This window comes from Xanthomonas campestris pv. campestris str. ATCC 33913 (genome assembly GCF_000007145.1).
In the GTDB taxonomy this organism is placed as follows: Bacteria; Pseudomonadota; Gammaproteobacteria; order Xanthomonadales; family Xanthomonadaceae; genus Xanthomonas; species Xanthomonas campestris.
On record NC_003902.1, the window covers coordinates 2,901,819 to 2,927,374 of the forward strand.

General features: G+C 62.6%; 23 protein-coding genes and 1 tRNA gene. 1 reads left to right on the forward strand and 23 read right to left on the reverse strand.

Annotation, left to right across the window (positions count from 1 at the left end):
- Positions 1-60 precede the first annotated feature (60 nt).
- The 23 genes from XCC_RS12695 to thrS form a co-directional block, all read right to left on the reverse strand.
- Positions 61-1,086 (reverse strand): TraB/GumN family protein, encoded by a 1,026-nt coding sequence (locus XCC_RS12695; protein WP_029628935.1) that lies wholly within the window; start codon positions 1,084-1,086, stop codon positions 61-63.
- Between the two features lie 56 nt (positions 1,087-1,142).
- Positions 1,143-1,640 carry a cupin domain-containing protein gene (locus tag XCC_RS12700; RefSeq protein WP_011037583.1) on the reverse strand — a complete coding sequence of 166 codons (498 nt, stop codon included), beginning with the start codon at positions 1,638-1,640 and terminating at the stop codon, positions 1,143-1,145.
- A 34-nt stretch (positions 1,641-1,674) separates the two neighbouring features.
- On the reverse strand, positions 1,675-2,466 hold the full coding sequence (locus tag XCC_RS12705; RefSeq protein ID WP_011037584.1) for a WecB/TagA/CpsF family glycosyltransferase: 792 nt from the start codon (positions 2,464-2,466) through the stop codon (positions 1,675-1,677).
- A gap of 7 nt (positions 2,467-2,473) precedes the next feature.
- Entirely contained in the window at positions 2,474-3,268 is a 795-nt protein-coding gene (locus XCC_RS12710; RefSeq protein WP_011037585.1) for a polysaccharide pyruvyl transferase family protein, read from the reverse strand.
- A gap of 40 nt (positions 3,269-3,308) precedes the next feature.
- Positions 3,309-4,511 carry a glycosyltransferase gene (locus XCC_RS12715; RefSeq protein ID WP_011037586.1) on the reverse strand — a complete coding sequence of 401 codons (1,203 nt, stop codon included), beginning with the start codon at positions 4,509-4,511 and terminating at the stop codon, positions 3,309-3,311.
- A 64-nt stretch (positions 4,512-4,575) separates the two neighbouring features.
- Complete coding sequence (locus tag XCC_RS12720; RefSeq protein WP_029628934.1) at positions 4,576-6,054, reverse strand: lipopolysaccharide biosynthesis protein; 1,479 nt, start codon at positions 6,052-6,054, stop codon at positions 4,576-4,578.
- Positions 6,055-6,071: 17 nt separating this feature from the next.
- Positions 6,072-7,121: a GDP-mannose--glycolipid 4-beta-D-mannosyltransferase gene (locus XCC_RS12725; RefSeq protein WP_011037588.1), complete on the reverse strand. Its 1,050-nt coding sequence runs from the start codon at positions 7,119-7,121 to the stop codon at positions 6,072-6,074.
- Entirely contained in the window at positions 7,118-8,260 is a 1,143-nt protein-coding gene (locus tag XCC_RS12730; RefSeq protein WP_011037589.1) for a glycosyltransferase family 4 protein, read from the reverse strand. Before XCC_RS12730 ends, XCC_RS12725 begins: the two co-directional genes overlap by 4 nt.
- A 67-nt stretch (positions 8,261-8,327) precedes the next feature.
- Positions 8,328-9,398, reverse strand: a complete 1,071-nt coding sequence (locus tag XCC_RS12735; RefSeq protein ID WP_011037590.1) for an acyltransferase family protein — start codon at positions 9,396-9,398, stop codon at positions 8,328-8,330.
- On the reverse strand, positions 9,395-10,450 hold the full coding sequence (locus XCC_RS12740) for an acyltransferase family protein (protein ID WP_019237541.1): 1,056 nt from the start codon (positions 10,448-10,450) through the stop codon (positions 9,395-9,397). The genes XCC_RS12735 and XCC_RS12740 overlap by 4 nt, the downstream gene beginning before the upstream one ends.
- Before the next feature lie 35 nt (positions 10,451-10,485).
- The gene (locus tag XCC_RS12745) at positions 10,486-11,772 is read right to left on the reverse strand and encodes a hypothetical protein (RefSeq protein ID WP_029628931.1); all 1,287 of its coding nucleotides are present in this window, start codon (positions 11,770-11,772) and stop codon (positions 10,486-10,488) included.
- Between the two features lie 94 nt (positions 11,773-11,866).
- Positions 11,867-13,321 (reverse strand): undecaprenyl-phosphate glucose phosphotransferase, encoded by a 1,455-nt coding sequence (locus XCC_RS12750; protein ID WP_011037593.1) that lies wholly within the window; start codon positions 13,319-13,321, stop codon positions 11,867-11,869.
- A gap of 242 nt (positions 13,322-13,563) precedes the next feature.
- Entirely contained in the window at positions 13,564-15,003 is a 1,440-nt protein-coding gene (locus tag XCC_RS12755; protein ID WP_029628930.1) for a GumC family protein, read from the reverse strand.
- Entirely contained in the window at positions 14,985-15,683 is a 699-nt protein-coding gene (locus tag XCC_RS12760) for a polysaccharide biosynthesis/export family protein (RefSeq protein WP_029216900.1), read from the reverse strand. Before XCC_RS12760 ends, XCC_RS12755 begins: the two co-directional genes overlap by 19 nt.
- A gap of 469 nt (positions 15,684-16,152) precedes the next feature.
- A tRNA-Pro gene (locus XCC_RS12765) sits at positions 16,153-16,229 on the reverse strand.
- Positions 16,230-16,289: 60 nt separating this feature from the next.
- A complete protein-coding gene (locus XCC_RS12770; RefSeq protein WP_005995911.1) occupies positions 16,290-16,646 on the reverse strand; it encodes a MerR family transcriptional regulator in 357 nt (118 codons plus the stop codon).
- Positions 16,627-16,926 carry an integration host factor subunit alpha gene (locus tag XCC_RS12775; RefSeq protein ID WP_002811076.1) on the reverse strand — a complete coding sequence of 100 codons (300 nt, stop codon included), beginning with the start codon at positions 16,924-16,926 and terminating at the stop codon, positions 16,627-16,629. Before XCC_RS12775 ends, XCC_RS12770 begins: the two co-directional genes overlap by 20 nt.
- Positions 16,927-16,946: 20 nt before the next feature.
- Positions 16,947-19,322 carry a phenylalanine--tRNA ligase subunit beta gene (gene pheT, locus XCC_RS12780; protein WP_011037596.1) on the reverse strand — a complete coding sequence of 792 codons (2,376 nt, stop codon included), beginning with the start codon at positions 19,320-19,322 and terminating at the stop codon, positions 16,947-16,949.
- 129 nt (positions 19,323-19,451) lie between these two features.
- The gene (pheS, locus tag XCC_RS12785) at positions 19,452-20,462 is read right to left on the reverse strand and encodes a phenylalanine--tRNA ligase subunit alpha (RefSeq protein ID WP_011037597.1); all 1,011 of its coding nucleotides are present in this window, start codon (positions 20,460-20,462) and stop codon (positions 19,452-19,454) included.
- A gap of 299 nt (positions 20,463-20,761) precedes the next feature.
- Positions 20,762-21,121: a 50S ribosomal protein L20 gene (gene rplT, locus XCC_RS12790; RefSeq protein ID WP_011037598.1), complete on the reverse strand. Its 360-nt coding sequence runs from the start codon at positions 21,119-21,121 to the stop codon at positions 20,762-20,764.
- Between the two features lie 10 nt (positions 21,122-21,131).
- Complete coding sequence (gene rpmI / locus XCC_RS12795) at positions 21,132-21,329, reverse strand: 50S ribosomal protein L35 (protein WP_002811096.1); 198 nt, start codon at positions 21,327-21,329, stop codon at positions 21,132-21,134.
- Positions 21,330-21,569: 240 nt separating this feature from the next.
- Entirely contained in the window at positions 21,570-22,112 is a 543-nt protein-coding gene (infC, locus tag XCC_RS12800) for a translation initiation factor IF-3 (RefSeq protein WP_070690874.1), read from the reverse strand.
- 48 nt (positions 22,113-22,160) lie between these two features.
- On the reverse strand, positions 22,161-24,065 hold the full coding sequence (gene thrS, locus XCC_RS12805) for a threonine--tRNA ligase (protein ID WP_016944299.1): 1,905 nt from the start codon (positions 24,063-24,065) through the stop codon (positions 22,161-22,163).
- A gap of 329 nt (positions 24,066-24,394) precedes the next feature.
- On the opposite strand from thrS, the gene XCC_RS12810 reads away from it, so the two are divergent.
- Positions 24,395-25,519, forward strand: a complete 1,125-nt coding sequence (locus XCC_RS12810; RefSeq protein WP_014508157.1) for a LacI family DNA-binding transcriptional regulator — start codon at positions 24,395-24,397, stop codon at positions 25,517-25,519.
- The last annotated feature ends 37 nt before the right edge of the window (positions 25,520-25,556 follow it).

Consider the following 25,556-nt stretch of genomic DNA (forward strand, 5'->3'; position numbering starts at 1 on the left):
TTCGATACACCGGTCCAAGCGCACATCAGGTCGAGCCAGTCACACAACCTCGCACCGTACTCAGGGCGCCTCCACCTCATAGCCCATCGCACGCAAGCGCGCGGCATAGCCGTCGGAGGCGGTCAGCCGGCTGATCGGCAACACCGCAAAGGTGCTGCGGTTGCGCTGCAGCGCCTGCGTGGCGATCTCCAGCCAATGCTGGCGCAGCCGGCCTTCCAGATCGTTGATGCCGCGCTTCTTGGCCACGCCAGTACTGGCCATCGCTCCCATGCACGGGGCTTGCGGGTCGGCACGCGGCAACTGCCGCAACGTCTCGATGTCGCCTACCGACCAGGCATTGGCGCGTTCCACCATCGTCGGCAAATCGCGTTCGACAGTCACCAGAATGCTGCGAAAGCACGCAGTGTCGTCCATACCGCCCGCACGGAAATCCTTGATCGCCTGCCGCGGGTTGTCGATCTTGTATTCGAGCGTGGTCGAGGTCGGCTTGATACCGGCGCGCTTGGCAGCGCGCTCCACCACCGACCAGATCACCGGCGAGCGGGCCAGGCCAGAGCGTTTGAGCGCAGCCTGATACAACTCGCCGGCAGCCAGCATCGGCCGCTTGCGCTCCACGCCACGGTCGCGCCCCATGTAACGCGCCTTGGCAACGGTCCAGCGCGCATACAACTCAGGCGGCAGCACATCGCGCAGCTCACGCCCGTCTTCGTTCTTCATCGCCTTCATCGCCGCGGGCATCAGGGCCAATTTGCCGAACATGCCAACGTCGGCATCCACCTGCACCATCGGCGCCATCAGCACCTGCTGCGATTGGCCGATGATGGTTTCGACCTCGGTCGCTTGCCACTCCAGGTCCTTCGGCAACGGTGACAACGTGCCCAGGATCCACAGCACGTGGTCGCCCTTGCTGACCTTCCACAGGCCGGGGCCGGGTTGCTGCCCGCGCACCACCATGGCTTCCAGATCGACCACCGTTGGCGGCGCTGCCGGCGCCTGTACGGCCACCTCGACGGCACACGCCAGCATCGGTGCCAACAACGACACCAACGCGATTCCTGCCCGCCACACCGCCCCCCTGCGCTGCATCACGTACCGCCTCCCGGTTGGAACGCGGACACTACGCGAACGCGGGCCCGCACGCGTTAGGGAAGCGTTGGCGGCTCCGGCGCGGCGCCTTCGGCAACCAACGCGGCCAGCTGTGCCGCCAGCGGCGAGCCGTCTTCGAGCAGCGCGAAACCTTCCCAGACAAACCCTGGCGAAACCGTGCAGCCCACCAGGGTGAAGTCCCCCAGCGAGCGCGCCGCCTGCCAGCAGCCGGCCGGCACCACGTGCATGGCGTCGCCGCGCTCTGCGGCGTCCAGCACTTCGCGCCGCAACTGCCCGCTCGCTTCGTCGAAGATCAGCAACTCCAGCGGCGCACCTTGCTGCCAGTGCCAGCACTCCTCGGCATCCACCCGATGCCAGCGACTGGCTTCGCCTGCGCACAACAGGAAGCGGATGGCGGTCAGCGCCGGACGCGGCGGCGCACCGCTGTCATCCAGCACCTGGCGCGTCGACGCGTACACGCGCCGGTAGTGGCCGCCCTCCGGATGGGGGGCAAGGCCCAATGTTCGAATCAGCGCGGCGGCGGTTGGATGCATGCACGCATGCTAGGCCACACACCGCCGCCGTGCATCACGCCAGCTGTTTGCCCGCACGCAGGCAGGTGCGGAAGAACACCAGCAGATCCCAGCTGTAGCGCTTGAGCAACCGGCGCGGCTCGTTGAGCAGCCGGTACATCCATTCCATATGCAAACGGCGCACCCAGTTGGGCGCGCGCTTGGCAGTGCCGGAGAGAAAGTCCAGCAAGGCTCCCACGCCGAACACCAGCGGCACCTGCAAGGCCTCGCTGTGGTCCAGGATCCACCGCTCCTGCAGCGGGTTGCCGAAGGCCACCAGCAGCACATCGGCGCCGGAGCGATTGATGCGCTCGGCAAGGCCCTCGCCCGCCGCCGCAAATTCGCCATACCCATCGCACATGCCCACGACCTGCTGGCCCAGCGTTCCGGTCAAGGTCGCTGCGGCGGTCTTGCCCACGCCCGGGCGGCCGCCAAGCAGGAAGAACTTGAGCGGCTGCGCGGCCTCGCGGCAGAGGTACGGAATCAGGTCGGTGCCGTTGAGATTGCCGGCGAATCGGCGGCCATGGATCAGGCGCGCCGCCAGATCCATGCCGATCCCATCGTTGACGATGCGCACTGCCGGCGCCTGCATGCGCGCGCGCAGCGCCTGGCACTGCACGATGAAGTTGGTGTTCGCGAAAAACACCCGCCGCGGCTGATGCGCGGCCAGCGCATGGAACAGATCCAGCGCAAAGGCTTCCTGCGTGGTCGACAACACCGGGAAGCCGCCCAGCGGAATCACCACCCCTTGCGCAGGTGTCGCTGGACTCACCGTTGCCGTCTCCACACCTGCTGGCTGGCCATGCATTGTCGTTTCACCACAAATCGTAAGGGAACGCAGCCAGCAATCCTGCCTGCAAGCGTTCAAGATCGAAACTGCCGTTGCCGCCCAGTTCCATGCATTCTTCCACGCTGTGGCCGGCATGCCATTGCATGCGCCTGGTGCCGTGGTAGTAGTCGTCGTACTTGAAACGGTCTTCGCCGTTGCCCCAGTCCAGATACACCGCCGGGATGCCATAGGCTTCGGCAAGGATCAGGCCGTGCAGCGAACTGCTGATGACAAATTTTGCACCCAGCAGCGCACTCATGAAGGTGGCCGGCTTGACGTTGGGGAACACCAGATGCTCGGCGTAGGCGCTGTACTTCTCAACCGGCTCGTTGAAGTGCGGCACGATCGCGAACGGACGCTTGGTCACCGGGCCCAGGGCGTCGGCGGGGAAAAACATCGGGGTCAGCAATCCCGGGTCTCCGTAGACCTCAGGCACGGCGATGCCACGTTCCAGCAAAAACGCGCGGGTCTTGGGACCGCGTACCGCGCGTACGTCCAGCGTGCTGAACGTATTGCGCTCGGCTGGAATCTTGCCGTTGATACCGCTTCCCCATACGGTGTCGCCATCTTTGGCGAAATGCAGCACCGACCCGGTTGCGATCAGCTTCTTGCGCAAATCGCGTTTTTCCAGAAGTGTCTTGTCCTGCAACGCCAACACGCACGACACGATCACCTTCGACAGGTGATCCCCCATGTTCACGCCACCGTTTTTGGGCTGCCACCAGAACAATGCGCGACGTTCCGCGCGTTCCACCCATTTCTGCAGTAAAGCGTTGGCCATGACAGGGATCCTCCTTCAAACGTGGTCAAAAAGCGCCGCCTCAATGTGAGAGCGCTGCCTCCGAAGAGAGCTGCGGCGCGGCGGTGGGGGGGTGCGGATAAAGACGGGTTTCTGGATACGCCCGTGGGTCGAGCACGCGGTCGGTGGTGTCGGACCAGTTGAGACACTGGCGGTAACGTACACGCGGTGCTTCCAGTGCCTGGGTAATGGCGGCAATCACCGAATCGGCATTGCCTGGCGTGTACCCGAAGCGCGATTTGTACGGCCCCACCACAGCATTCGGGCACACCGCCGGCAAGCCGAAAAAGTCGTATTGCAGCAATTTCATTGAGCTGTCTGCCAGATACACCGGCACCTGCTCGGACGCGTAAGGCGCAATGCCGAAACGTGCGTGCTTGATATAGCCAATCGTCTGCGCGTGCTTCATTTCGCCATAGACAATGACATTGTCGCCGTAGCCCGGATGGCGGCCCATCCCGGAGCCGATCACATGGAAGGTCACCTGCGGAAAGGCCTTGCTGGCAACGACGAAAAATTCAGGATCAAACAGCATCGACCCGACTGCAACTGCATGGATGCCCTCGGCATACGGCGACGGGTCGCCGAGCTGATCGAGGTTGTGGTCCACGCCGTGGCCTACATGGAAGACGTTGTCGCGGCTCGCTACTTCTGCGGCCATCGCGGGCGACACCAAGGCAATGACGTCCAGCGTCGGAGCCACGCGGTCGAACTCGCGCTCGATGTAAGACGCCACGTTGATGGTGCTCAGCCCGTCCGACGCGCGATAGACCAGTTTGGCAGCCGGATTGACCCGCTTGGCAAGCTCGATGAATGCGACGGCGATTCCGCTTTCAAACACGATGACATCGGACTCGCGCATCCAGTCCAGCAACTGCTTTGGCGGATGCGCGGCATACCAGCGGAACATGGCATCTTCCACAGGACGCAGCCAGCTCCGGCGTGTATTGAATGGATGCACTGTCGTGCGCCACAGGTAACAGTCCACACCGTTGTGCGAGACAACGGTATTTGCGGTGTCATCCAGCGGCAGGCGCATATCTCCCTTCATGCGGGAGAGTCTGCTGTATCGCAACGAAAAAAAACGCGTCGTGCCACGCAAAGCCAACTGATCGGTGATGAAATGGATGTTAGCCCGACGTGGCGTGCGGAAATCGTGAGCAGACAAGACCAGATAGCAGGGACGGCGAATGCCGGAAGCTGGAGCTGCGGGAGAGACGCTCATAGGCCGTGTCCTTTGCAAGAGTGGGAAGTTTCGAAGTCCAACATTCCAGTACCGCAGTGCAGTGTCATCGGCGCGCCTTCGCCTGCGTGAGCAGCTTGCGGATATTGACGATAGCGACCACGTCACGCCGGAATCCCGGCCATGCCAATGCGAGCAGACAGACCAGCGCCATCGCGCCGGCGCCGACCAGCAGCTGCTGCCACAATGGACCACCGACAGTGACCGATGCGTAATAAGCGCAGCCGCCGGCGATACCGTAGGCCACCAGCGCACGCATGGCATTGACGAACAACGCACCGACCGGTGCGTCCGTGATCTTGCCGATCCAGACCAGCGATAGCGGCCAGATCAACAGCAGGCCGAATGAATAGCCGATCGCCACGCCCATGGCCCCCCAGCGGGAGCCAACAAAAATGCAGGCGATGAGCAGGATGCGACCGACCAACGAATACACCAACTGCTCGCGCATCAACCCCTTCGACAGGAACACCCAGTAGGTTGCGTACGACGCCGTCTGGAAGATACCGCCCAGCGTCAACACCTGAAACAGCGGCACCGCTTCCCGCCACTGCTCACCCAGCACCAGGACGATGAGCGGCATGGCCAGTGCACAGGCAAACGCGAACAACGCAAAGATCAAATGCACCATGACCGTCTGGCCGCGCAACAAAAAAGCGCTGTAACGCTCGCGCTCATCCTGCAATTGCGAAAGCACCGGCAACGCAACGCTGGTGGCCGGTGCATTGATCTGGTTCAACGGCATCATCAGCAACTGGAAGGCACGGTTGTACAGACCCAGCGCATCGGGCCCGGTTCTCCAGCCGATGATCACCTGGCCAACGTTGCGGCTCGCATAGCCGAGCAGCTGCGCCGCCATCAGGTTCCAGCCAAAGCTCATGAAATCGCGCATCGGCGCCTGCCGTGCGTACCCGCGCGGCAACCAGCGTGCACATGCGCCGGCGATGATCAGGTTCACGATGGCCTGCACCACCTGCTGCACGATCAACGCCCAGTAGCCCCAGCCGGCCAAGGCGGCCGCAACTGCAGCACCCAACCCCAACACCTGCGAACCCACATCGCTCAGCGCTACCTGACCGAAACGCAGCCCCCGACTGAGGTGTGCGCGGTATTGGGTGGTCATCCCGTTGAGCAGGAAGGTCACCGCCAATGCCTGCGAAATCGTCACCAATGCGGGCTCGTGATAAAAGTCCGCAATCCAGTGCGCGGTGGCGAACACCACCACCGACAGCATCAGACCGATGCCGCTATTGATCCAGAACAGGTTGTCGCGTTGCTCGCGGCTGACATGTTTCGCCTGGACGGCGGCTGCGGAGAGACCGAAGTCGCGCAGGATTTCGGCGGCCCCCACGATGGCGGTCACCATGGCCATCAAGCCGTAGTCGTACGGCGTCAACAAGCGTGCCAGCAGCACGATGCCGCCGAACTGCACGATCATCTTGGCCGACTGCCCGATCATGGTCACGGCGGCGCCGCCAGCGGCACGCGACCCGAGGCTGCGCGGCGGCGGTGTTGGGGAAGTCATGGTCGATGTCTCTGCGGTCACAGCGCGGCGTCTCCATCCTTGCCGAGCGCTTCCAGATAGGTGCGATAGTGCAATTGCCCGATCCGTGGCCAATCACGTTGTGAAAGATCGGGCGCCGGGCCACGCGGCGCGGCGCGCACCTGATCGAGCATGCCGCTCAACAACGCCGCATCGAACTCGCCTTCGTACAGGAACACCCAACCCGGACCCACCTCTTCGGCGATCGCGGCGTTCGATTCGCTCCACGGCGCAAGCACGGGCCGCGCCAACGACAACGCCAGCAGCAAGGTGCCGGAGTTGTGCATCTGCTTGTATGGCAGTACCACCAGTTCGCAGGCACTGACTTCGCGCGCGAGCACCGGCTCCTCGACATAGGCCAGCAGTGCACTGATACGTGCATCCTGCGCGCAGGCGGTTTCGACCAGCGTGCGCATCTGCGGCGTCGCCGGGTTGCCGACGATGCGCAGGCTCAGGCGCGGGTCTTGCACATCGCGCATGACGTCGAGCAACACCTCAACGCCCTTGTACGGCCGGATCAATCCAAAATGCAGCAGCCGACCAGGCACCGTGGTGCCCTGCTCCATCGTCGCGAACCAGTCGCGGTAATGGCCGTGCAGGATGGTGTCGGTGAACGGCGGCCGCACCGGTGTAGTGGCGTTGATGCGGATCCAGCGCCGCGTGAGCTGATCGATCCAGCGCAGCAGCGCGCGCTCCCGCCAGCCGCGGTCTTCATGCGGCGCCAGGTTGTGCAAGGTGCGTACCACCGGCGTGCCGGTCAGCTGCAACTTCATCAGCAGCAAGGCAGCGCAGGCCTGCTTGGCCAGCGTGCCCATCTTGCTGGGATGGCGCAGCAGATATTCCGGCCAGTGCAGATGCAGCACGTCGTAGCGCGACAACAACGCCTCGCGCATCGAAAAGAAGCGCGGCTGCACCGCGTCCGGCAGCGCATCGTAGAGCTGGGTGAGATACGGGTTGGTGTTGGCGTTCGGCTTTTCGGTGGAGAACAGCACCGTGATCCGGGGCGCCGCAGCAGCACGCGTCACTGGCAGCGAAGCAGACGCGCTCATCGCACGGCCTCCTGCGTACGTGGTGTTCCCAGCGCAGCGTGGTACTCGTCGATATAACGCCCCACCACGTGCCGCCAGTCGTAGCGCGCCACATACGCCATGGTCGCCGTGCGGCGCGCATCGAAATCCGCATTGGCCTGCAGCGCCAATGCTTGCACGCTGTCGGCCGCGGCCTGAATCCTGTCGCGATTGACGATCACACCCTGTCCGGACTCGGTGGCAAGCCGCACGAACGGAGGAATGTCGCTGAGAATCGGGATCAACCCCGCGCTCATCGCTTCCACCGCCGCAATCCCAAACCCCTCATGCCGCGACAGGCACACGAAGAACTGCGCCTGCTGCATCAACGCGCACAACTGCTGCTGCGATGGCGACATGCTCAGCTGCACCTTGTCCTGCAAACCGCGTTCGGCGATGGCCTTGCGCAGATCCGCCTCATTCAAATCGTACTCGCGCCCGGCGATGATCAACCGCCACTGCGGATCACGCGTGAGCGCAGCCTGCAGCAATTCAAGCGTTTCGATCAGGCCCTTGTTGACCGACCAACGCCCGAAATACAGCATGGTCCGTCCCGGCGCTCGAGCGCCCTGCCCTGCATACTTCTCCACGTCGACACCGTTCTCGATCACCCGCAAGCGCGACGGCGCGACCACCTTGGCGAACAGATCGCCGTCATTCTCGCTAGTGGCGATCACACGCGCATAGGCCAGCGCAGAAGTACGCGTCAGCGTCTGGAACCAGATCTGCTTCATGCGCGACGCATAGGCAGTGTGGAAAAACCCGCCATGCGTCGAGACCACCATCGGCTTGCCGTGCAGCGGCTTGGTCAACGCCAGGTAGTCGTAGAAAAAATCAATGCCATGCAGATGCACCACGTCCGCCGAACGGATCGCCCCCAGCACCGACGGCGCGATCGGGTACCGCGATGAACCACGATAGCCGATGCGAGTGATCGGCAACCCCTGATGGACCTCGTGCTGCGCCAGTTGCGCAGAGGGATCGGTGAAAACACGATCCAACGTCACGATCTCAACCGTGTCGGCACTGTTGGCCTGATGCTGACGTGCCACGTTCAGCACGACTTCCTCCATCCCCCCGATCGACGGATGGAACTGGCGGACCACATGCACGACTTTCATTGCGCCGATCTCCTTTGCCGGTGACTCACACGAACACGCCACATCGACTGATGATTCTGAAAATGTCTCACTTGCGTTTCAATCCCAACATCCAGGGCGCGGCGCGCACCAGCACGGCACGCATGGGAATGCAGGCAGCGATGGCAAAGGCGCAGAGAGCCAGCGCCCAGACAGGTGTACCGATGAGTTTGCGATCGATCACCCCGGTTCGCACCACGACACTGGTCACGACCAGAAACACCAACGTGTGCGTGCCAAGGATCAGCAGCGTATTGGCGCCGATCCAACGCAGCCAGCGCCACCCTTGCATGAAGTAGGCAATGCACAACGTCATTGCTGTACCCAGCAGGCTTGCGATCAGGAACAGGAGCGACGATTTTCCGAACTGAAGATTATTGACATCCACCTGCCCGTTCATGGCTGCAACGCCCCCCCAGGCGAATGCCAGGACCGGGAACGCGACGACCCAAACGACCGCAGGAAGCGCGCGCACTCTCTCTGCGAAGCGTGACAGCCATGCGCCGACTGCAATGAAGAACAGCGCGACCGGCAGCACATCCAGTGCAAACGGAAGGCGCAGCCGCAGCCCTGGGAACCAACGCGTCCACGCCCACACAACCAGCAAACTGCAGACCGCGAGCACTGCGGCGCTCAGGTCTTCGCGCAGTGCCAGGTAGACAACGGTGGCGACAAACAGTGCGGGGAGAAACCACAAGGCCGGGAGCACATACAAGCTGGATCCATTGGCCCACAGCAATCCAACAAACGGATGCCACCAGGGGTGGCCAGCCCAGGACTGGGATGTGCCGTTGAGCACTGCGCTCAGTATCCAGTAGCCGTAAGCCACCAGAAAAAAGCTGACGTAGGGAATCAGCAGCGTGCGCGCAAGCTTTCCCACCGTCTTCCGGCCAAATGCACGACGCCCGAAGCGTTCACCGACCCAGCCGGAAAGAACGAAAAACAGAGGCACATGGAAGCTGTAGGCAAACAGCTTGTAGGCAGGTGCCATGCCACTGGCGTGCCCCAGCGCGACCAGAATGATCGCAAGAGCCTTGGCCACGTCGATCTGCCATTCGCGCTCCGCGACAGTTGAGGCGATTGTGTCGACGCGACCGGCAGTGATCGCAGCCGTCGTCATGCCGACACCGGACGTGCACCCAAGGTCCAGGGGGCAAAACGCATCAGAAACCAGCGCAGCGGAACGCTGGCGACCAGCGCAAAGAGCGTCACGAAGATGGCCCAACCAAGGCCTGGGCGCGCCCCACCAAACCCACCCGCCAAGGCCGCAACACCAGACAGTACAAAGAAGACCAGCATGTGCGTGCACAGGATCAGCAATGTGTTGCGCCCGATCCACTGCAGCCATGTCCATTCCTGCACCAGGCGCGCCGCGCAGATCACCATCAACGAACCCGCCACTGCACTCAACAGGAATACGGCATGCTGCCTTCCGAATTCCAGCATGTTGACATCGATGCGGCCGTTGACCCCGGCCAGCCAGGCAACCAATGCTGCCACCACTACGGTGACCAACGCGCTACCAGGCAAGGAGGTTGGAAGATACGGCGACACGTGGATCAGCAGCGCGCCCAGTGCGTAGAAGCACAGCGACACCGGTAGCACATCCAGGCCCCAGAACAATCGCATGTGCTGGAGCGGAAACCAGTTCATCCAGAACCAGGCGAGAACAACTGCGACAGCCGCAATGACCAGTGGCGGCATCCAGCGCCGCAGCAGAACGTAGCCAATCACGGTGACCAGCATCACCGGCAGGAACCACAGCGGCGGCTGCACATACAGATCCGGGCCAACGCCGGTAAACATCGACACGATCGGCTCCCACCACGGGTGGCTCCCCCAACGTGCAGCTTTCTCGCCGATGTTGCGCGTCAACAGCCAGTACACATATCCAAGCAGATAGAACACGACATAGGGCAGCAACAGACCACGTGCCTGCTTGGTGATTGTCTGCAGCAGGCTGGTTGTGCGCGAGGCATAACCGGCAGCCAGCCAACCCGATACGAGGAAGAAAAGCGGAACGTGAAAGCTGTAGGCAAACAGGGTCATGCCGTGCGGCACGCCTTTTGCGTGGCAGAACACCACCAGCAATATCGCGATCGCCTTGGTCGCATCGATACGTGGATCGCGGCTACGGCCGCTCGCGAAGGCACGCGCGCCGGCAGCCTGCACAGGCGCCCACGCCCCCGATGCCCCTGTCACCGTATTCACCGCGGCGCTCCTGCGGGCAACGGCACATGCACGCCGTTGTCCGTTGGATCTTCCTTGTTTGTGTCACGCACCGGCACGGCTGACGCTGATGGCATCAGGTGCCACATGCAGCCGCAGACAAACCACCACAGCGCCGAAGTCTTGATCGAGAAATAGCCGTTAGACACCAACAGGCTCAGTGCAAAGGCAAACATCGCCTGGTTTTTGAACAACTGCCCTTCCTTGCTCGGCATCAGCAGCAGGAACGAATAAGACAGCAGGAACGCCAGCACGCCGACAATCGACTGCGAAGCAATAAAGTAAGAAATACCGCTGTCGAAATACCGGTAGGCCTGCGCAAAATCCAGGCCCATCCACGACTCGAACGATAGATTGTTCATCGAATTCACAGTGAAGAAGATGCGCCCCATCGTGGTGTCCTGGTAGGCCGTAATCCCGGTCATCCACACCAGCAGCCAGGCAGAGGCGATCACAAACAGGAACAACAGGAACGCCAACCGCTGATCCATCCGTTTCAATAACGGCGACAGCAGCACCATCAGCACACAGGTGCCGGCAGCCAGTCGGCCGTCGGATGCCACAATCATGAAGCCGATCAATCCAATAGACAGAATCAGCATCGACGGCCGCATCCAGCGCCAGAACGTCAATACGATCGCGGTGAAGAAGCAGATGTAATTGCCCATCGTCACCGGCTCGATGAACCAGGAAGAGGCGCGTGGCAGGTTCGAGCCTGGGAGGAAGTTGCGCTCACCGGGTCGTGTGGCACTGACGAATAGATTGCTGTCCTCGTTCCAGAACCCTTCTGCACTCATGCCGCGCGCATTGACGAAGAAGCTCTTCGGGTTGACCAGATCGCCATAAGCCGAGGGCATCGCCAGCTCGAACGCAGCGACCAATGACACGATGATCGTCATGCGTATGAACAGCTTGGGCAACGAGCCGGTGTAAGCAGACCCCAGCACGACAAATGCAAAGACCACCAGGGCATCGCGGAAGAACTTGGGGTCGATCTGCCAGTTGACCAGGAAACGCACGAACATCAGCGTCACGATCAAGCCTAGCCCGCCGAAGATCATCGCGATGCGCTGTCGGCTCATCGAGCCCAGCCCGAGCAGGAAACAGGCTGCGTAGACCAGAAATTCCACTGCATATGTGATCACCGGACGTACGGTGAACACGTTGGCGTTGATCAACGCCAGCAGCAGGTTGTAGCCCACGCCGGTCAGCAGGGTCAGCTCGATCAGCGCGTTGTGCCAACGCACCCGCGCCTGCTCGCTCATTTGAATCAGCATGTCAGCGCCCGCGAGAGAAAGGCGGCTGCGATGCAGCCGCCCGCGGCGCAAGGTGCGCCAGGTCGCACACTCCCCACCGTCATCAGTACGCGGTCTTCTGTCCGAGCACGCGCACGGCCGTCAGCACGATGATGCGGATATCCAGCCACAGCGACCAACGACGGATGTAGTCAAGGTCGTACTGGATGCGCTTCTTCATCGTCCGCAGCTCCGGGGTCTCACCGCGGAAACCGTTGACCTGCGCCCAACCGGTAATCCCCGGCTTGACGTAGTGACGCTGCATGTAATGGTTGATCAGCTTTTCATAGTGCGTGTTGTGCTGCGCGGCGTGCGGGCGCGGGCCCACGATCGACATGCTGCCACCCAAGACATTGAAGATCTGCGGCAGCTCGTCCAGGCTGCTGCGGCGCAGGAAACTGCCGAAGCGCGTAATCCGCGTGTCGTTCTTGGTCGCCTGCTGAATCGTGGTGCCATGATCGTCATGCACCCGCATCGAGCGGAACTTGAACATGTAGAACTCGCGGCCACCCAGGCCGTGGCGGCGCTGACGGAAGAACACCGGGCCGGGCGAGCTCATCTTCACGCCTACCGCAATGGCCAGCATCAGCGGCCACAGGCCCATCAGCGCAATCACCGCCAGGATCTTGTCCTGCAGCGCCTTGGCGACCACGAAGTAGTTATCACGATCCACGCCACCCTGGCGCAGGTTGATCACCGGCACGCTGCCGATCTGCTCGGCGGACTGGTTCAACAGGCCGAAGTCAAACAGGTCGGGCACCAGCTTCACGTTGATCGGGTAGCGATCCAGACGCTGCAGCAGCTGCTTGATGTGGTCGCGCTCGCCAAGCGGCAACGAGATCCACACCTGCTCCACCTGGTTGTTCTTCAGGTACTCGATCAACTCATCAGGATCACCCAGGCACGGCAGGCCCTGGCGCTGATCGGTCACTGCCAGGTCGTACGGCGTGCGGAAGTAGCCCACCAGGTTCATACCGACCCACGGGTTACGGCTCAAGTAATGACTGATCTTCATCACTGGATGACGCAGACCGACCACCACCACGCGCTGGACATCCACACCCTGCGTACGCAGATGATTGAGGAAGCCACGCAGCAAGGTGCGTGCGGCCACCAGCGACACCAGGCCGCCGACGAACCACAGGCCAATCCAGCCACGCGACACCTGCTCACCCACCTGCACGATCAATGCATGCACCGCGAACAGCGCAAACACGCCGCCGAACGCACCGCCCAGCACCATCAGCTCACTCAGCAACCCACGGCCGCGCCAGCTGCGATACAGCGGGAATAACGCGAAGCAGATCACCGAATACAACAACGTTGTTGCAATCGCGACACGATAAGGCGCTGCGGGTACCCAGGTACCGAAAACGATGCGGTATGCGATCAGTCCGGACGCCACGACCATGGTCAGGTCGAACACTCGCAAGACCAGGTCGGCGGCTGCCGAATATTTGGACAACAATCGCGGCGAGGATGTCGTGTAAGTCGCGCTACTCAAGTCTGCCAAAAGCATGGGGATGTCCTCCAAACTCGATACGGCGCATGCGGGGGAACATACGAATCGCACGCGAGCTTTCAATCATCCTGTCGTCCGATCACCGCGGTAATACCTACCGACCCCAGATCGCAAGACAGCCCTTTGTTTCAACAGAGACAAACCTTCAAACGAGGGAGTCCGCACCTTACGGGATCCCACCTTTTCCACGCTGAATCAGTTGTCACTTCAATTAACCATCGTTTTGCAACATCACGATGTCAGTTCAACCGCGACTCCGGAGCAGGACCACGCAGGAAGTAGCGAACCAGAGCCACAGCCACGCCCAGGAATACGCCAAAGATCAGGCCCAACGCGAGGTTCAATTTGAGTTTCGGCGAAGTCTTAGACGTAGGCACGTCTGCGGTATCGACGATGGTCACGTTGTTGGCGCCCACGTTGCTCGCCACGCCGATTTCCTTGTAGCGCTGCAGGAGCGCATCGTAGAGCTGGCGGTTGGTGTCGACGTCGCGCTTGAGCATGTTGTAGCGGATGCTGCGGCTCTGCAGATCCAGCTCATTGGTCCGCAGACCAGCGATGCGATCGTTGAGCAGCTGCTCCTGATGCACGGAGGCGTCGTAGGTCGCCTTCAGCGACTGACGGATATTGATGACCTCGCCATTGATCTGACGACGCGACTCTTCGATCTGCGCCTTGAGGCGCTGCATCTCCGGGTAATCCGGCTTGAAGGTCGACAGTTTCTGCTGGTACTCGCTGGTCAGACGCACCTGCTCGCTGCGCAGGCTCTGAATCAGCGGGCTGCTCAACACCTGCGGCAATGACATGCCATCGCCACTGGAAGCCTGCCGCCAAGCGGACTCGGCCTTGATCCGGGAGTCCTGTGCGGATGCCAGCAAAGCATTGAGATCGGTCAGGTTCTGCGCAGGCAGCGAGGGCTTGTCGTCGCCAACCGACACGATCTGCTCTTCGGTCGAATACGAGACCAGATCCTTTTCAGAGTCTTCGACCTTCTCGCGCAACTGCTTCAGGCGCTCGGCCAGAAACTGTGTCGCAAACGAAGACGCCTTCATGCGGCGTTCCTGGGTGCTGACGATGAACACCTTCGGGTACGTGTTGGCGATCTTGGCAGCCAGCACCGGGTCTGGCGAATCGTAATTGACGTACACCAGACGCGAGTTGAGGATTGGCTCGACCACCAGCCCGGCGAGCAACGTATCGGTGAGGCTGCGCTCGACGATCGCCTGCCGCGAATCGAGCGACTTACCCGCCTCGGGATTCTTTTCGGCGGCCTTGGCCAGCGCCTCGTCCACCTGTTCCTTGAACGCCGGCTCCTGATCGAGCTTGGCTTCCCGGATCACCGCACGCGCCAGCGAACGGCTCTGCAGCAACTGGTACTGGGTCTGGTAGAAATCGCGATCCTGCGGCGATTCCACCGGCATCAGGTTGTCGACGTTCACCACGTTGAGCGAGTCACGCTCGATCTGCAGCGTGCTGGTGGCGCGGTACTTCTCGGGCATCAACATCGTGATGCCGAATGCCAGCAACAGCGCGCCGACGGCGATCAGGATGATCAGCCAGAGCTGCGAGACCAAGGCGCGCCAGTAGTCCATCAAGCCGACATCTGCCAGTTCCAGATGACCATGACGCTGCGACGAAGAGGAACGATTGTCGGAATTCATACTCATCGGTAAGCGCGCCACACCATCACCAAGGGGGTCAGTTCCAGCATGGTGCGCAACCACACGCGCGCATCCGAGCGATACACCACGACAATGTCGCCGCCATAGATCTCAGGATCCGGATTGGCCCCCTTCTCGATCTCGGTCAGGTCGAACCGCGCAATCATTTTTTGCCCGTTGACCATGCGGAACACGATCACGTTGCCGCGACTTGCCACCGTGCTGACACCCTTGGCCTGCGCGATCGCCTGCTGCAAGGTGAGGTTGGCGCCGATCACCGGGTAGATGCCCGGCTCGTCCACTGCACCAGTGACCGTGACGCGACGCCCGTTGGACTCCTGCACGAACACCGAAATCTGCGGCTGCTGAAGGTAGCCAGCGCGATACCGATCGGCGACCAGCTTTTCCAGTTCGCCAACGCCCAGACCGGCGGCCTTGACGTCGCCAATCAACGGCAATGAGATGTGACCGTTCTGGTCGATGCGGACCTGCCGCTCCAGATCGTCGATCTGAAACACCTTCACCAGCAACAGATCGCCCGGTGCAAGACGGTATTCGGGCTGCACCGTGGACATTGCCAGCGGGTCCGGATGCGGCAGCGAAGACGCCATCTCCGGGCCGGTACTGCAAGCGCCCAGCGACATCGAGCAGAGCAGAGCCAGGCTGAGGCCTTGGCAGAGTCGTCCGATCAGTTTCTTCATGCGTGTAGCTGGCTGCCTCTGTTGGGTGGGACAGGACCTCGCGCAGCATTCAACCGGCTCAGGCGCCAGCACGAACGTACGACAGGAAGTTGCATCCCGACACGTGCCGGGACCAACATTGAATCGCGTGTTGCAGTGCACTATGGCATAGAACGAACACATCGCAAGGCACAACACGCCATTTTTTTGACGGCGTTGGCCTATTGATTCAAGTTCGTCGCCTCGACGTTAAGAGAACGTGACCCGGGTCGTCATTCTCAGCATACGAACTCTAGCGTTTCCGGGCACTTACGGACGCCTACCGATCTCGACATGTAGCAGCCTGAACCGCAAAATAATTGCGCACAGGACTTGCATATGCCGCCTTGCAATATGCCGTTGCGCATAGTGACATAGCTTGGAATGCCATCGAACTGACATGTTGCGACGCAACAAAAAGGCCCACGTCTTGCGACATGGGCCTGTTGTTTGGTCGGGGTAGCCGGATTCGAACCGACGACCACTAGTCCCCCAGACTAGTGCGCTACCAGGCTGCGCTATACCCCGAAGATGTTGCGTCCCGCCCTGAGGCGGCCTGCGATTATAGCGGCTTTATGCGGCGCTTTCCTAGCGTCGCAGCAGCTGCAGGACTTCTTCAAGCTCCATGCGCACCTGCTTGATGATCTGATTGCTCAGCGCTGACTCGCTCTTGGCCCCATCCCCTTCAAGACGCAGACGCGCGCCCCCGATGGTGTAACCCTGCTCGTACAGCAGGCCACGAATCTGCCGCACCATCAGCACATCGTGCCGCTGGTAGTAGCGTCGGTTGCCGCGCCGCTTGACTGGCTCCAGGCTCGGAAATTCGGTTTCCCAATAGCGCAGCACGTGCGGCTTGACGTCGCACAGCTCGCTCACCTCACCGATGGTGAAGTAGCGCTTGGCCGGAATCGGCGGTAGCTCGCGATTACTGCCCGGATCCAGCATAAGCCTCCACCCGTTCCTTGAGTTTCTGGCCGGGGCGGAAGGTCACCACCGTCCTGGCCGAGATCGGAATTTCCTCACCGGTCTTGGGATTGCGACCGGGCCGTTGGTTCTTGCGCCGCAGATCGAAGTTGCCGAAGCCCGACAACTTCACCTGACGGCCCTGCTCCAGTGCATCGCGCAGCACATCGAAAAACGCGTCGACGAATTCCTTCGCCTCACGCTTGTTCAGGCCGACTTCGTCGAACAGACGCTCGGCCATCTCCGCTTTCGTCAATGCCATGCCAATCCCCTGTTACCGCCTCAACCCCGGATCCGGGCGCGATGTTCGCGCTCGATCACGGCCACCACATCGGCGACGACCGCATCCACGTCCCGGTCGGTGAGAGTGCGCGAGTTATCCTGCAAAATCAAGCCCATAGCCAGACTCTTGAAACCTGGCTCGACCCCTTGACCCACATACCGGTCGAACAACTGCACCTCGCGCAGCAACGGGCCGACACTGGTGCGCACGCTTGCAGACAGCGCCGCCCAGCTCACCGCATCGGGCACCAGGAAGGCCAGGTCGCGACGCATCGAGGGGTAACGCGAGAGCTCGCCAGCACGTGGCAGCGCCCGCTTCACCAGCGGCGCAAGCTGCAGCTCGAACGCGATGACGTCCACGTCGATGTCCAGGGACTTGGCCAGGCGCGGGTGCACCTGGCCGATCCAGCCAATGCATACCCCATCGCGATAGATGTCGGCGGACCGGCCCGGGTGACCGAATGGCTGCGTGGACGGCTGGAATTCCAGCACCGCGCCGCTGGCCGCAGCCAGGGCCAGCAAATCGCCCTTCAGATCGTGGAAATCGACCTTGCGCGCTGGCTCACCCCATTGCAGCGCCAGTGCATCGCCGCAGACAGCCGCAGCCACCTGCTGCGACTCGACCGGCGCATCGCCAGGGCCTGCAGCGGAGAACACCTTGCCCAGTTCGAACAAGCGCACCCGCCCAACCTGCCGCGCAACGTTACGCCCCAGGGTGGCCACCAGGCCCGGCAACAACCGTGGGCGCATCACCGCAAGCTCGGCGCTCAGCGGATTGGCCAGCGGCACCACGCCATCGGTCAGTTGCCAGCGCTCCAGCAATGCGGCATCGACGAAGGCGTAGTTGATGGTTTCCTGCAACTCGCGCGCCACCAGCTGGCGGCGCACGCTGAGCTCGTCCAGCTGCGTTTCGCTGGGCATGGCGATGCGGCTGGCGCCACCGGGCAAGGTGGTCGGCACACGGTCGTAGCCGTGGATGCGCGCCAGCTCTTCGATCAGGTCCTCTTCGATCGCGATGTCGAAGCGGCGGCTCGGCGCCGTCACTTGCCAGCCGTCTGCAGCCGCCTCGACGTGCATGCCCAACGCGGTCAGGATCCGCGCCACGTCCGCATCGTCGATCTGGATACCGAGCACGCGCGCGATGCGCGCACGCCGCAACAGAATCGACGCCGGTTGCGGCAGATGGTGCGGCAGCGCGGCGTCCACCACCGGCCCGGGCATGCCACCGGCCAGCTCCAGCACCAAGCGCGTCGCGACTTCGATCGCCTGCGGTGCCAGCGCCGGATCCACGCCACGCTCGAAACGATGACCGGCATCGGTGTGCAGACCAAGCTTGCGGCCGCGGCCCATGATCGCGGCCGGATCGAAATATGCCGACTCCAGAAACACATTGCGCGTGGTGTTGGTGACGCGCGTGTCCAGCCCGCCCATCAAGCCGGCCAGTGCCACCGGGCGATCTGCGTCGGTGATGGTGAGGAAGCTGTCGTCCAGCGTGACCTCACGGCCATCGAGCAATGCCAGTTGCTCGCCAGCACGCGAGCGCCGCACGCCAACCGGCCCATGCAGCGTATCCAGGTCGAAGGCATGCATCGGCTGGCCGAGCTCCAGCATCACGTACTGGGTGATATCCACCAGCAACGACACCGGGCGCACGCCACTGCGACGCAGACGCTCGGCCATCCACACCGGCGTAGTCGCCGCAGGATCGATGCCTTCGATCACCCGCCCGCAATAGCGCGGCGCCTCGCTGCCGGCATTGAGCTCGACCGCGAGCGTGCGCGTCGATACAGGCGCCACGGCAGCCGCATCAAAGGCGGCGACTTCGCTGGCGCAGGCAGCCGCCACGTCAAAGGCAATACCGCGCACGCTGAAGCAGTCGGCGCGGTTGGGGGTGAGCTTGATTTCGATGCTGGCATCGGGCAAACCGAGATACTCGGCCAGCGCCTGGCCCACCGGCGCATCGTCCGGCAGCTCGAACAGGCCCGAGGCGTCGCTGTCCAGGCCAAGCTCCTTGGCCGAGCACAACATGCCATTGGACGCCACACCGCGCAGCTTGGCCGCCTTGATCGTCAGCTCGCCGATCTGCGCACCGACCAGGGCCAGTGGCGCGACCAGGCCAGCGCGCGCATTGGGCGCACCGCAGACGATCTGCAGCAACTCGCCCTGCCCCGCGTCGACGCTGCACACCTGCAGGCGATCGGCCTCCGGATGGCGCACCGCCGCGATGATCCGCGCCACCACCACCTGGCCCAGCGCATCACCCAGCGGCGTGACCGCTTCGACTTCCAGGCCAATGGCCGTCAGCGTCGCGGCAAGCTCCTCGCGGCTCGCCTGGATCGGAACGTGGCTACGCAGCCAATTTTCTGAGAATTTCATGGGGAGCCGGGAAAAGAGAATAGGGAATCGGGAATCGCAGCAGCGGGAGGTCTTCGGGGATCTGGAAGGTGAGCCAGGAGCGCGCTTGGCTGCTCCGATTCTCTATTCCCTATTCCCGATTTCCTGCCCTCAAGCAAACTGCCTGAGAAACCGCACGTCGTTTTCGAAGAAGGCACGCAGGTCGTTGACGCCATAGCGCAGCATCGCAAAGCGCTCGACGCCCAGACCGAAGGCGAAGCCGGTGTAGCGCTCCGGATCGATGCCGACGCTGCGCAGCACGTTCGGGTGCACCATGCCGCAGCCAAGCACTTCCAGCCACCGGGTGCTGCCATCGGGCTGCTGCCAGGCGATATCCACTTCCGCACCAGGCTCAACGAACGGGAAATAGCTGGGCCGGAAGCGCATTTCGAAATCGCGCTCGAAGAACGCACGCACGAACTCGGACAAGGTGCCCTTGAGATCGGCGAAGTTGGAATGCTCGTCCACCAGCAGACCTTCGACCTGATGGAACATCGGCGAGTGGGTCTGATCCGAATCGGAGCGATACACCTTGCCGGCCGCAATCATGCGCAGCGGCGGGCCACTCTTGGTGGCCACTGCGGTATCCATGTAACGCACCTGCACGCCGGAGGTATGCGTGCGCAGCAGGCGGCCATCGCCGAAGTAGAACGTGTCGTGCATGGCACGCGCCGGATGATGCGGCGGGAAGTTCAACGCTTCGAAGTTGTGCCAGTCGTCCTCGATCTCCGGGCCGTCAGACAACTCGTAACCCAGCCGCGCAAAGATCTCGACGATGCGCTCCAGGGTCCGCGTCACCGGATGCAGACCGCCGCGCTCACCGCGTCGGCCGGGCAGCGTCACATCGATGCGCTCACCTTCCAGACGGGCGTCCAGCGCTGCGGTTTCGAGCACCTGTTTGCGCTCGGAAAGCGCCGTGGTCAGCGCATCGCGCGCCAGATTGATCGCCTCACCAGCCGCCTTGCGCTGGTCGGCCGGCAACGTGCCGAGCTGCTTGAGCTGGGCGGTGATGCTGCCGTTCTTGCCCAGCAGCGCGACGCGCAGCGTTTCCAGCTGGTCCGGCGTGTGCGCGGCAGCAACATCGGCCAACGCCTGCGCGGTCAGGGATTGAATCTCACTCATTGCACTCGTGCCTCACCTGCTCAGCCGAACGAACTCCCGGACTGCACCGGGCCGCCTTGCACACCTGGAAGCCGTACCGCGCGTTGCTGCGGTGGCCGCTCCCTGAAACGCAAAAGGGGAAGGACTCGCGCCCTTCCCCCTGCATATCTGCGTTTCCCTCACCGAAGCCCTGCACACGACGATGCGAAGACTTACGGTGATCTGCCCTCTTCAACAACCGCACATAGTGTGGGTTGCTGTTGTGGACTCTCTCTTCAAGCGTCCGCACATAGGTGCGAGGCCTGCAGAGGGACCTGCATTTACGCTGCCAGCGCGCCCTTTGCTTTCTCGGCCAGCGCGGCAAAGCCGGCGGCGTCGTGCACGGCGATATCAGCCAGCACCTTACGGTCCAGGGTGATACCAGCCTTGAGCATGCCATTCATGAAACGGCTGTAGCTCAAGCCGTTGATGCGGGCAGCCGCGTTGATGCGGGTGATCCACAGCGAACGGAAATTACGCTTCTTCTGCTTGCGGCCGATGTAGGCGTACTGCTGTGCCTTGATGACGGCCTGCTTGGCAACGCGGAACACCTTGCGGCGTGCGTTGTAGTAACCCTTTGCCAGGGTCAGAATTTTCTTGTGGCGGCGACGCGCCTGTACGCCACGCTTTACTCGTGCCATGGGTCAGTCCTCAGAGGTAGGGAAGCATACGGTCAAGACGGCCAGCGTCCTCGGCACGGACGTGATTCGTCTGCCGCAGGTTGCGCTTCCGCTTGGTCGCTTTCTTCGTGAGGATGTGGCTACGGTTTGCGTGGCCGCACTTGTACTTGCCGGAGGCGGTCTTGCGGAAACGCTTGGCCGCCGCCCGGTTGGTCTTGATCTTGGGCATTGCTATGTCCTTGATGGTGTTTTGTCACTGACACGGGCGGCAGCCTTGTGGCCACGCTTTCCATCCTTGCCCTTGCCTGCTTGTAAGCCCTTGATCGAACACGATCAGGACAGGTCCTGGTACCGCTTGCACAGCTCCCCGGCAAAACCGGGCCGCGCAGTATGCCCGTTGCCGGGAATTCTTGCAAATCGTCGCTGTCGCCGCCTGGGCGGCCCCTCTCGGGCCCGCCGCGGCGCAGGATCAGATCTTCTTCTTGGGCGCGATCATCATGACCATCTGCCGCCCTTCCAGGCGCGGACGGGACTCGATGACAATGTCTTCGCCCAGATCGGCCTCGATCCGTGCCGCCATCTCGCGGCCCAGTTCCTGGTGGCTCATTTCGCGGCCACGGAAACGGATGTTGACCTTGACCTTGTCACCCTCTTCCAGGAAACGGCGCATGTTGCGCAGCTTGATCTGGTAGTCGCCCTCGTCCGTGACCGGACGGAACTTGAGTTCCTTGATCTCGACCTGCTTGGTCTTCTTCTTGGCCTCGTTGGCCTTTTTCTGCTGCTCGAACTTGAACTTGCCGAAATCCATGATCTTGCAGACCGGCGGATCGGCCTGCGGCTGGATTTCGACCAGATCCAGGCCTTCTTCCTCGGCCTTGGCGAGCGCTTCGTCGCGCGACAACACGCCGACCATCTCACCGTCACTACCGATCACGCGAACGCGCGGCACACGGATTTCTTGGTTCTTGCGGTTCTGTTTGTTGTCAGGGGTACTGATATTGCAATCTCCCAGGGGAATCGAACCGGCGCATCCGGATCATCCAGACCGGCCGGGGTTGGCTCACGCTGCCTGCTCTGCCTGCAGGCGTTCGATGAAGGCCGAAACCGTCATGGTTCCGAGGTCCTCTCCCGAACGCGTCCGCACGGCGACCGCGCCATTTTCCTTCTCGCGGTCACCAACCACGAGCAAATACGGCACGCGTTGCAGCGTATGCTCGCGAATCTTATAACCGATCTTCTCGTTACGCAAATCGGCGCTGACACGGAAGCCTTGATTTGCAAGGGTTTTCCGAACCGAGTCCACATATTCAGCCTGAGCGTCGGTGATGTTGGCGACAACGACCTGGACCGGAGCCAGCCAGGCCGGGAATGCGCCGGCGTGGTGCTCGATCAAAATGCCGATGAAACGCTCCATCGAACCGACGATGGCCCGATGCAGCATGACCGGATGCTTCTTCTGGCTGTGCTCGTCCACGTACTCGGCGCCGAGGCGGCCAGGCATCATGAAGTCGACCTGCATCGTACCCAGTTGCCAGGTGCGGCCGATCGCATCCTTGAGGTGGTACTCGATCTTCGGGCCATAGAAGGCGCCCTCGCCCGGCAGCTCCTGCCATTCCACGCCGCATACGCCCAGCGCGCTGCGCAGCGCGGCCTCGGCCTTGTCCCAGGTCGCATCGTCGCCGAGGCGCTTTTCCGGGCGCAGCGCGATCTTGATTTGGATGTCGTCGAAACCGAAGGCGGTATAGACCGCCAGCGCCTGCTGATGGAAGGCGGTGACTTCGGCTTCGATCTGCGATTCCAGGCAGAACACGTGCCCGTCGTCCTGGGTGAAGCCACGCACGCGCAGGATGCCGTGCAGCGCGCCGGAGGGCTCGTTACGGTGGCAGGCGCCGAACTCACCGTAGCGGATCGGCAGGTCGCGGTAACTGTGCAGGCCCTGATTGAACACCTGCACGTGGCCGGGGCAGTTCATCGGCTTGACTGCGTAGGTGCGCTTCTCCGATTCGGTGAAGAACATCGCGTCCTGGTAGTTGTCCCAGTGGCCGGATTTCTGCCACAGCGACACGTCCAGGATCTGCGGGCAACGCACCTCGCCATAGCCGCTGTCGCGGTAGACCTTGCGCATGTATTGCTCGACCACCTGCCATAGCGACCAGCCCTTGGGGTGCCAGAACACCAGGCCCGGGGCCTCTTCCTGCAGGTGGAACAGGTCCTGTGCCTTGCCGATCTTGCGGTGGTCGCGCTTGTCGGCTTCTTCCATGCGCAGGATGTAGGCGTCGAGCTGCTTCTTGTCGGCCCAGGCGGTGCCGTAGATGCGCTGCAGCTGCTCGTTCTTGGCATCGCCACGCCAGTAGGCGCCGGAGATGCGCGTCAGCTTGAAGGCCTTGAGGAAGCGCGTGTTGGGCACGTGCGGGCCGCGGCACATGTCCACGTATTCCTGGTGGTAGTACAGGCCCATCGCGGTGATGTCGTCGGACATGTCCTCAATCAGGCGCAGCTTGTACTCCTCACCGCGCTGGGCGAACACCTCAATCACCTCGGCGCGCGGGGTGACCTTCTTGATCACGTCGTAGTCCTGCGCGATCAGTTGCTGCATGCGTTGCTCGATCGCCGCCATGTCTTCCGGCGTGAACGGGCGCTCGCTGTAGATGTCGTAATAGAAGCCTTCGGCAATCACCGGGCCGATCACCATCTTGACGTCCGGGTACAGCTGCTTGACCGCATGGCCGACCAGGTGGGCGCAGGAGTGGCGGATGATCTCCACGCCTTCGGCGTCCTTGGCGGTGATGATGCGCAGGCTGGCGTCATGTTCGATGAGGTCGCTGGCGTCGACCAGCTGGCCGTCCACCTGGCCGGCGATGGTGGCCTTGGCCAGGCCGGCGCCGATCGACTGGGCGACCTGCATGACGGACACGGGAGCATCGAATTCGCGGCGGCTGCCGTCGGGAAGCGTAATGGTGATCATGGGCAACGATAGGGTCTGGTCTGGCCGCAGCCGGTGGCTGCTGCAGTGAGAGATCCGTCCACGCGGGGACAGGCTCGAAAGGGTCAGGCGAAGAAGTCAGGCGCAAAAAAAGCGCCGCGTGGGCGCCTTGCGGTCTGGCGCCGGTCGGGATCAGCGGTGGGCAGGGCTAGTGCTCATGTCGCACGCTCGGCCGGCGCGGGGCGCGGGCCACCTTCTCGCAAGGGTGTCTGAGGCGAATGGTAAACCAATCAGCGGGCCGATGCGCGTGGCAGCACGGGCCCGGCGGGCGCATGGCATGATGCCGGCCACTTGTCCTGCCGTTGCCGATCATGACCATCAAGGGTAAAGCCACCTCGCTGGATATCGCCTACCTGGCCGGCGTCTCGCAACCGACCGTTTCGCGTGCCCTGCGCGGCAGCCCGATGGTGAACGAGGACACCCGCCAGCGGATCCTGCGGATTGCCCGCGAGCTGAACTATAAGGTCGACAAAAACGCCTCCTCGCTGCGGCTGCGCAACGCCGGCACGCTGGCGCTGCTGTTCTTCGAAGACCCCACCGCCGATGACTCGCTGATCAACCCGTTCTTCCACTCGATGCTGGGCTCGATCACCCGTGCCTGCGCGCTGCAGGGCTACGACTTGCTGGTGTCGTTCCAGCAGCTGTCCAAGGATTGGCAGGCCGATTACGAAGACAGCAACAAGGCCGACGGCATCATCCTGCTCGGCTACGGCGATTATCAGGAATCACGCCAGCGGCTGCAGCTGCTGGTCGAACAAGGCACGCACTTCGTACGCTGGGGCGCGGCGCTGCCGGGTCAACCGGGTATTTCGATCGGCAGCGATAACTATCAGGGCGGGCTGGACATCACCGAGCACCTGCTCGCGCAGGGCTGCCGGCGGATCGCATTTCTCGGCCACGCCTCCAACCATTACCCGGAGTTCGAGGAGCGCTATCGCGGGCATGTCGCAGCGTTAGCGTTACAGGGTGTGGCGGCGGATGCCGCGCTGCAGTTCGATGCGATTACCACCGAGCTGTCCGGTTACACCGCGTGCCTGGCGCTGCTCGACAGCGGGCAGGCGTTCGACGCGGTGTGCGCGGCCAGCGATTTGATTGCGATCGGCGCGATGCGGGCACTGCGCGAACGCGGACTGCGCGTGCCGCAGGACGTGGCCGTCAGCGGCTTCGACGACATCGCCCTGGCTGCCTCGGTGGCGCCAGCACTATCGACCGTGCAACAGGACACCAAGCAGGCCGGCGCCCTGTTGGTCGAAAGCCTGGTGGCGCTGATTCGTGGTGACGCTGCACAGAGCCGCACAATCCCGGTTCGGCTGGCGGTGCGCGAGTCGTCGACCAGCAGTGGCCTGCAACCGCCGCTGGGGTGGAACCCGTCGACGGCTGCGGAGTCCAGCGATGGGCTGCGCGGGAAGGCGGCGAGCGGAAACGCGACGCGCTGAGATTCGGGAATCGGGAAGCGGGAAGCGGGAAGCGGGA

Coding starts and splice junctions, on each gene's coding strand:
- XCC_RS12695 (WP_029628935.1), bottom strand. CDS start 1,086: ATGCAGCGCAGGGGGGCGGTGTGGCGGGCAGGAATCGCGTTGGTGTCG.
- XCC_RS12700 (WP_011037583.1), bottom strand. CDS start 1,640: ATGCATCCAACCGCCGCCGCGCTGATTCGAACATTGGGCCTTGCCCCC.
- XCC_RS12705 (WP_011037584.1), bottom strand. CDS start 2,466: ATGCATGGCCAGCCAGCAGGTGTGGAGACGGCAACGGTGAGTCCAGCG.
- XCC_RS12710 (WP_011037585.1), bottom strand. CDS start 3,268: ATGGCCAACGCTTTACTGCAGAAATGGGTGGAACGCGCGGAACGTCGC.
- XCC_RS12715 (WP_011037586.1), bottom strand. CDS start 4,511: ATGAGCGTCTCTCCCGCAGCTCCAGCTTCCGGCATTCGCCGTCCCTGC.
- XCC_RS12720 (WP_029628934.1), bottom strand. CDS start 6,054: ATGACTTCCCCAACACCGCCGCCGCGCAGCCTCGGGTCGCGTGCCGCT.
- XCC_RS12725 (WP_011037588.1), bottom strand. CDS start 7,121: ATGAGCGCGTCTGCTTCGCTGCCAGTGACGCGTGCTGCTGCGGCGCCC.
- XCC_RS12730 (WP_011037589.1), bottom strand. CDS start 8,260: ATGAAAGTCGTGCATGTGGTCCGCCAGTTCCATCCGTCGATCGGGGGG.
- XCC_RS12735 (WP_011037590.1), bottom strand. CDS start 9,398: ATGACGACGGCTGCGATCACTGCCGGTCGCGTCGACACAATCGCCTCA.
- XCC_RS12745 (WP_029628931.1), bottom strand. CDS start 11,772: ATGAGCGAGCAGGCGCGGGTGCGTTGGCACAACGCGCTGATCGAGCTG.
- XCC_RS12750 (WP_011037593.1), bottom strand. CDS start 13,321: ATGCTTTTGGCAGACTTGAGTAGCGCGACTTACACGACATCCTCGCCG.
- XCC_RS12760 (WP_029216900.1), bottom strand. CDS start 15,683: ATGAAGAAACTGATCGGACGACTCTGCCAAGGCCTCAGCCTGGCTCTG.
- XCC_RS12770 (WP_005995911.1), bottom strand. CDS start 16,646: ATGCTGGATCCGGGCAGTAATCGCGAGCTACCGCCGATTCCGGCCAAG.
- XCC_RS12775 (WP_002811076.1), bottom strand. CDS start 16,926: ATGGCATTGACGAAAGCGGAGATGGCCGAGCGTCTGTTCGACGAAGTC.
- pheT (WP_011037596.1), bottom strand. CDS start 19,322: ATGAAATTCTCAGAAAATTGGCTGCGTAGCCACGTTCCGATCCAGGCG.
- pheS (WP_011037597.1), bottom strand. CDS start 20,462: ATGAGTGAGATTCAATCCCTGACCGCGCAGGCGTTGGCCGATGTTGCT.
- rplT (WP_011037598.1), bottom strand. CDS start 21,121: ATGGCACGAGTAAAGCGTGGCGTACAGGCGCGTCGCCGCCACAAGAAA.
- rpmI (WP_002811096.1), bottom strand. CDS start 21,329: ATGCCCAAGATCAAGACCAACCGGGCGGCGGCCAAGCGTTTCCGCAAG.
- thrS (WP_016944299.1), bottom strand. CDS start 24,065: ATGATCACCATTACGCTTCCCGACGGCAGCCGCCGCGAATTCGATGCT.
- XCC_RS12810 (WP_014508157.1), top strand. CDS start 24,395: ATGACCATCAAGGGTAAAGCCACCTCGCTGGATATCGCCTACCTGGCC.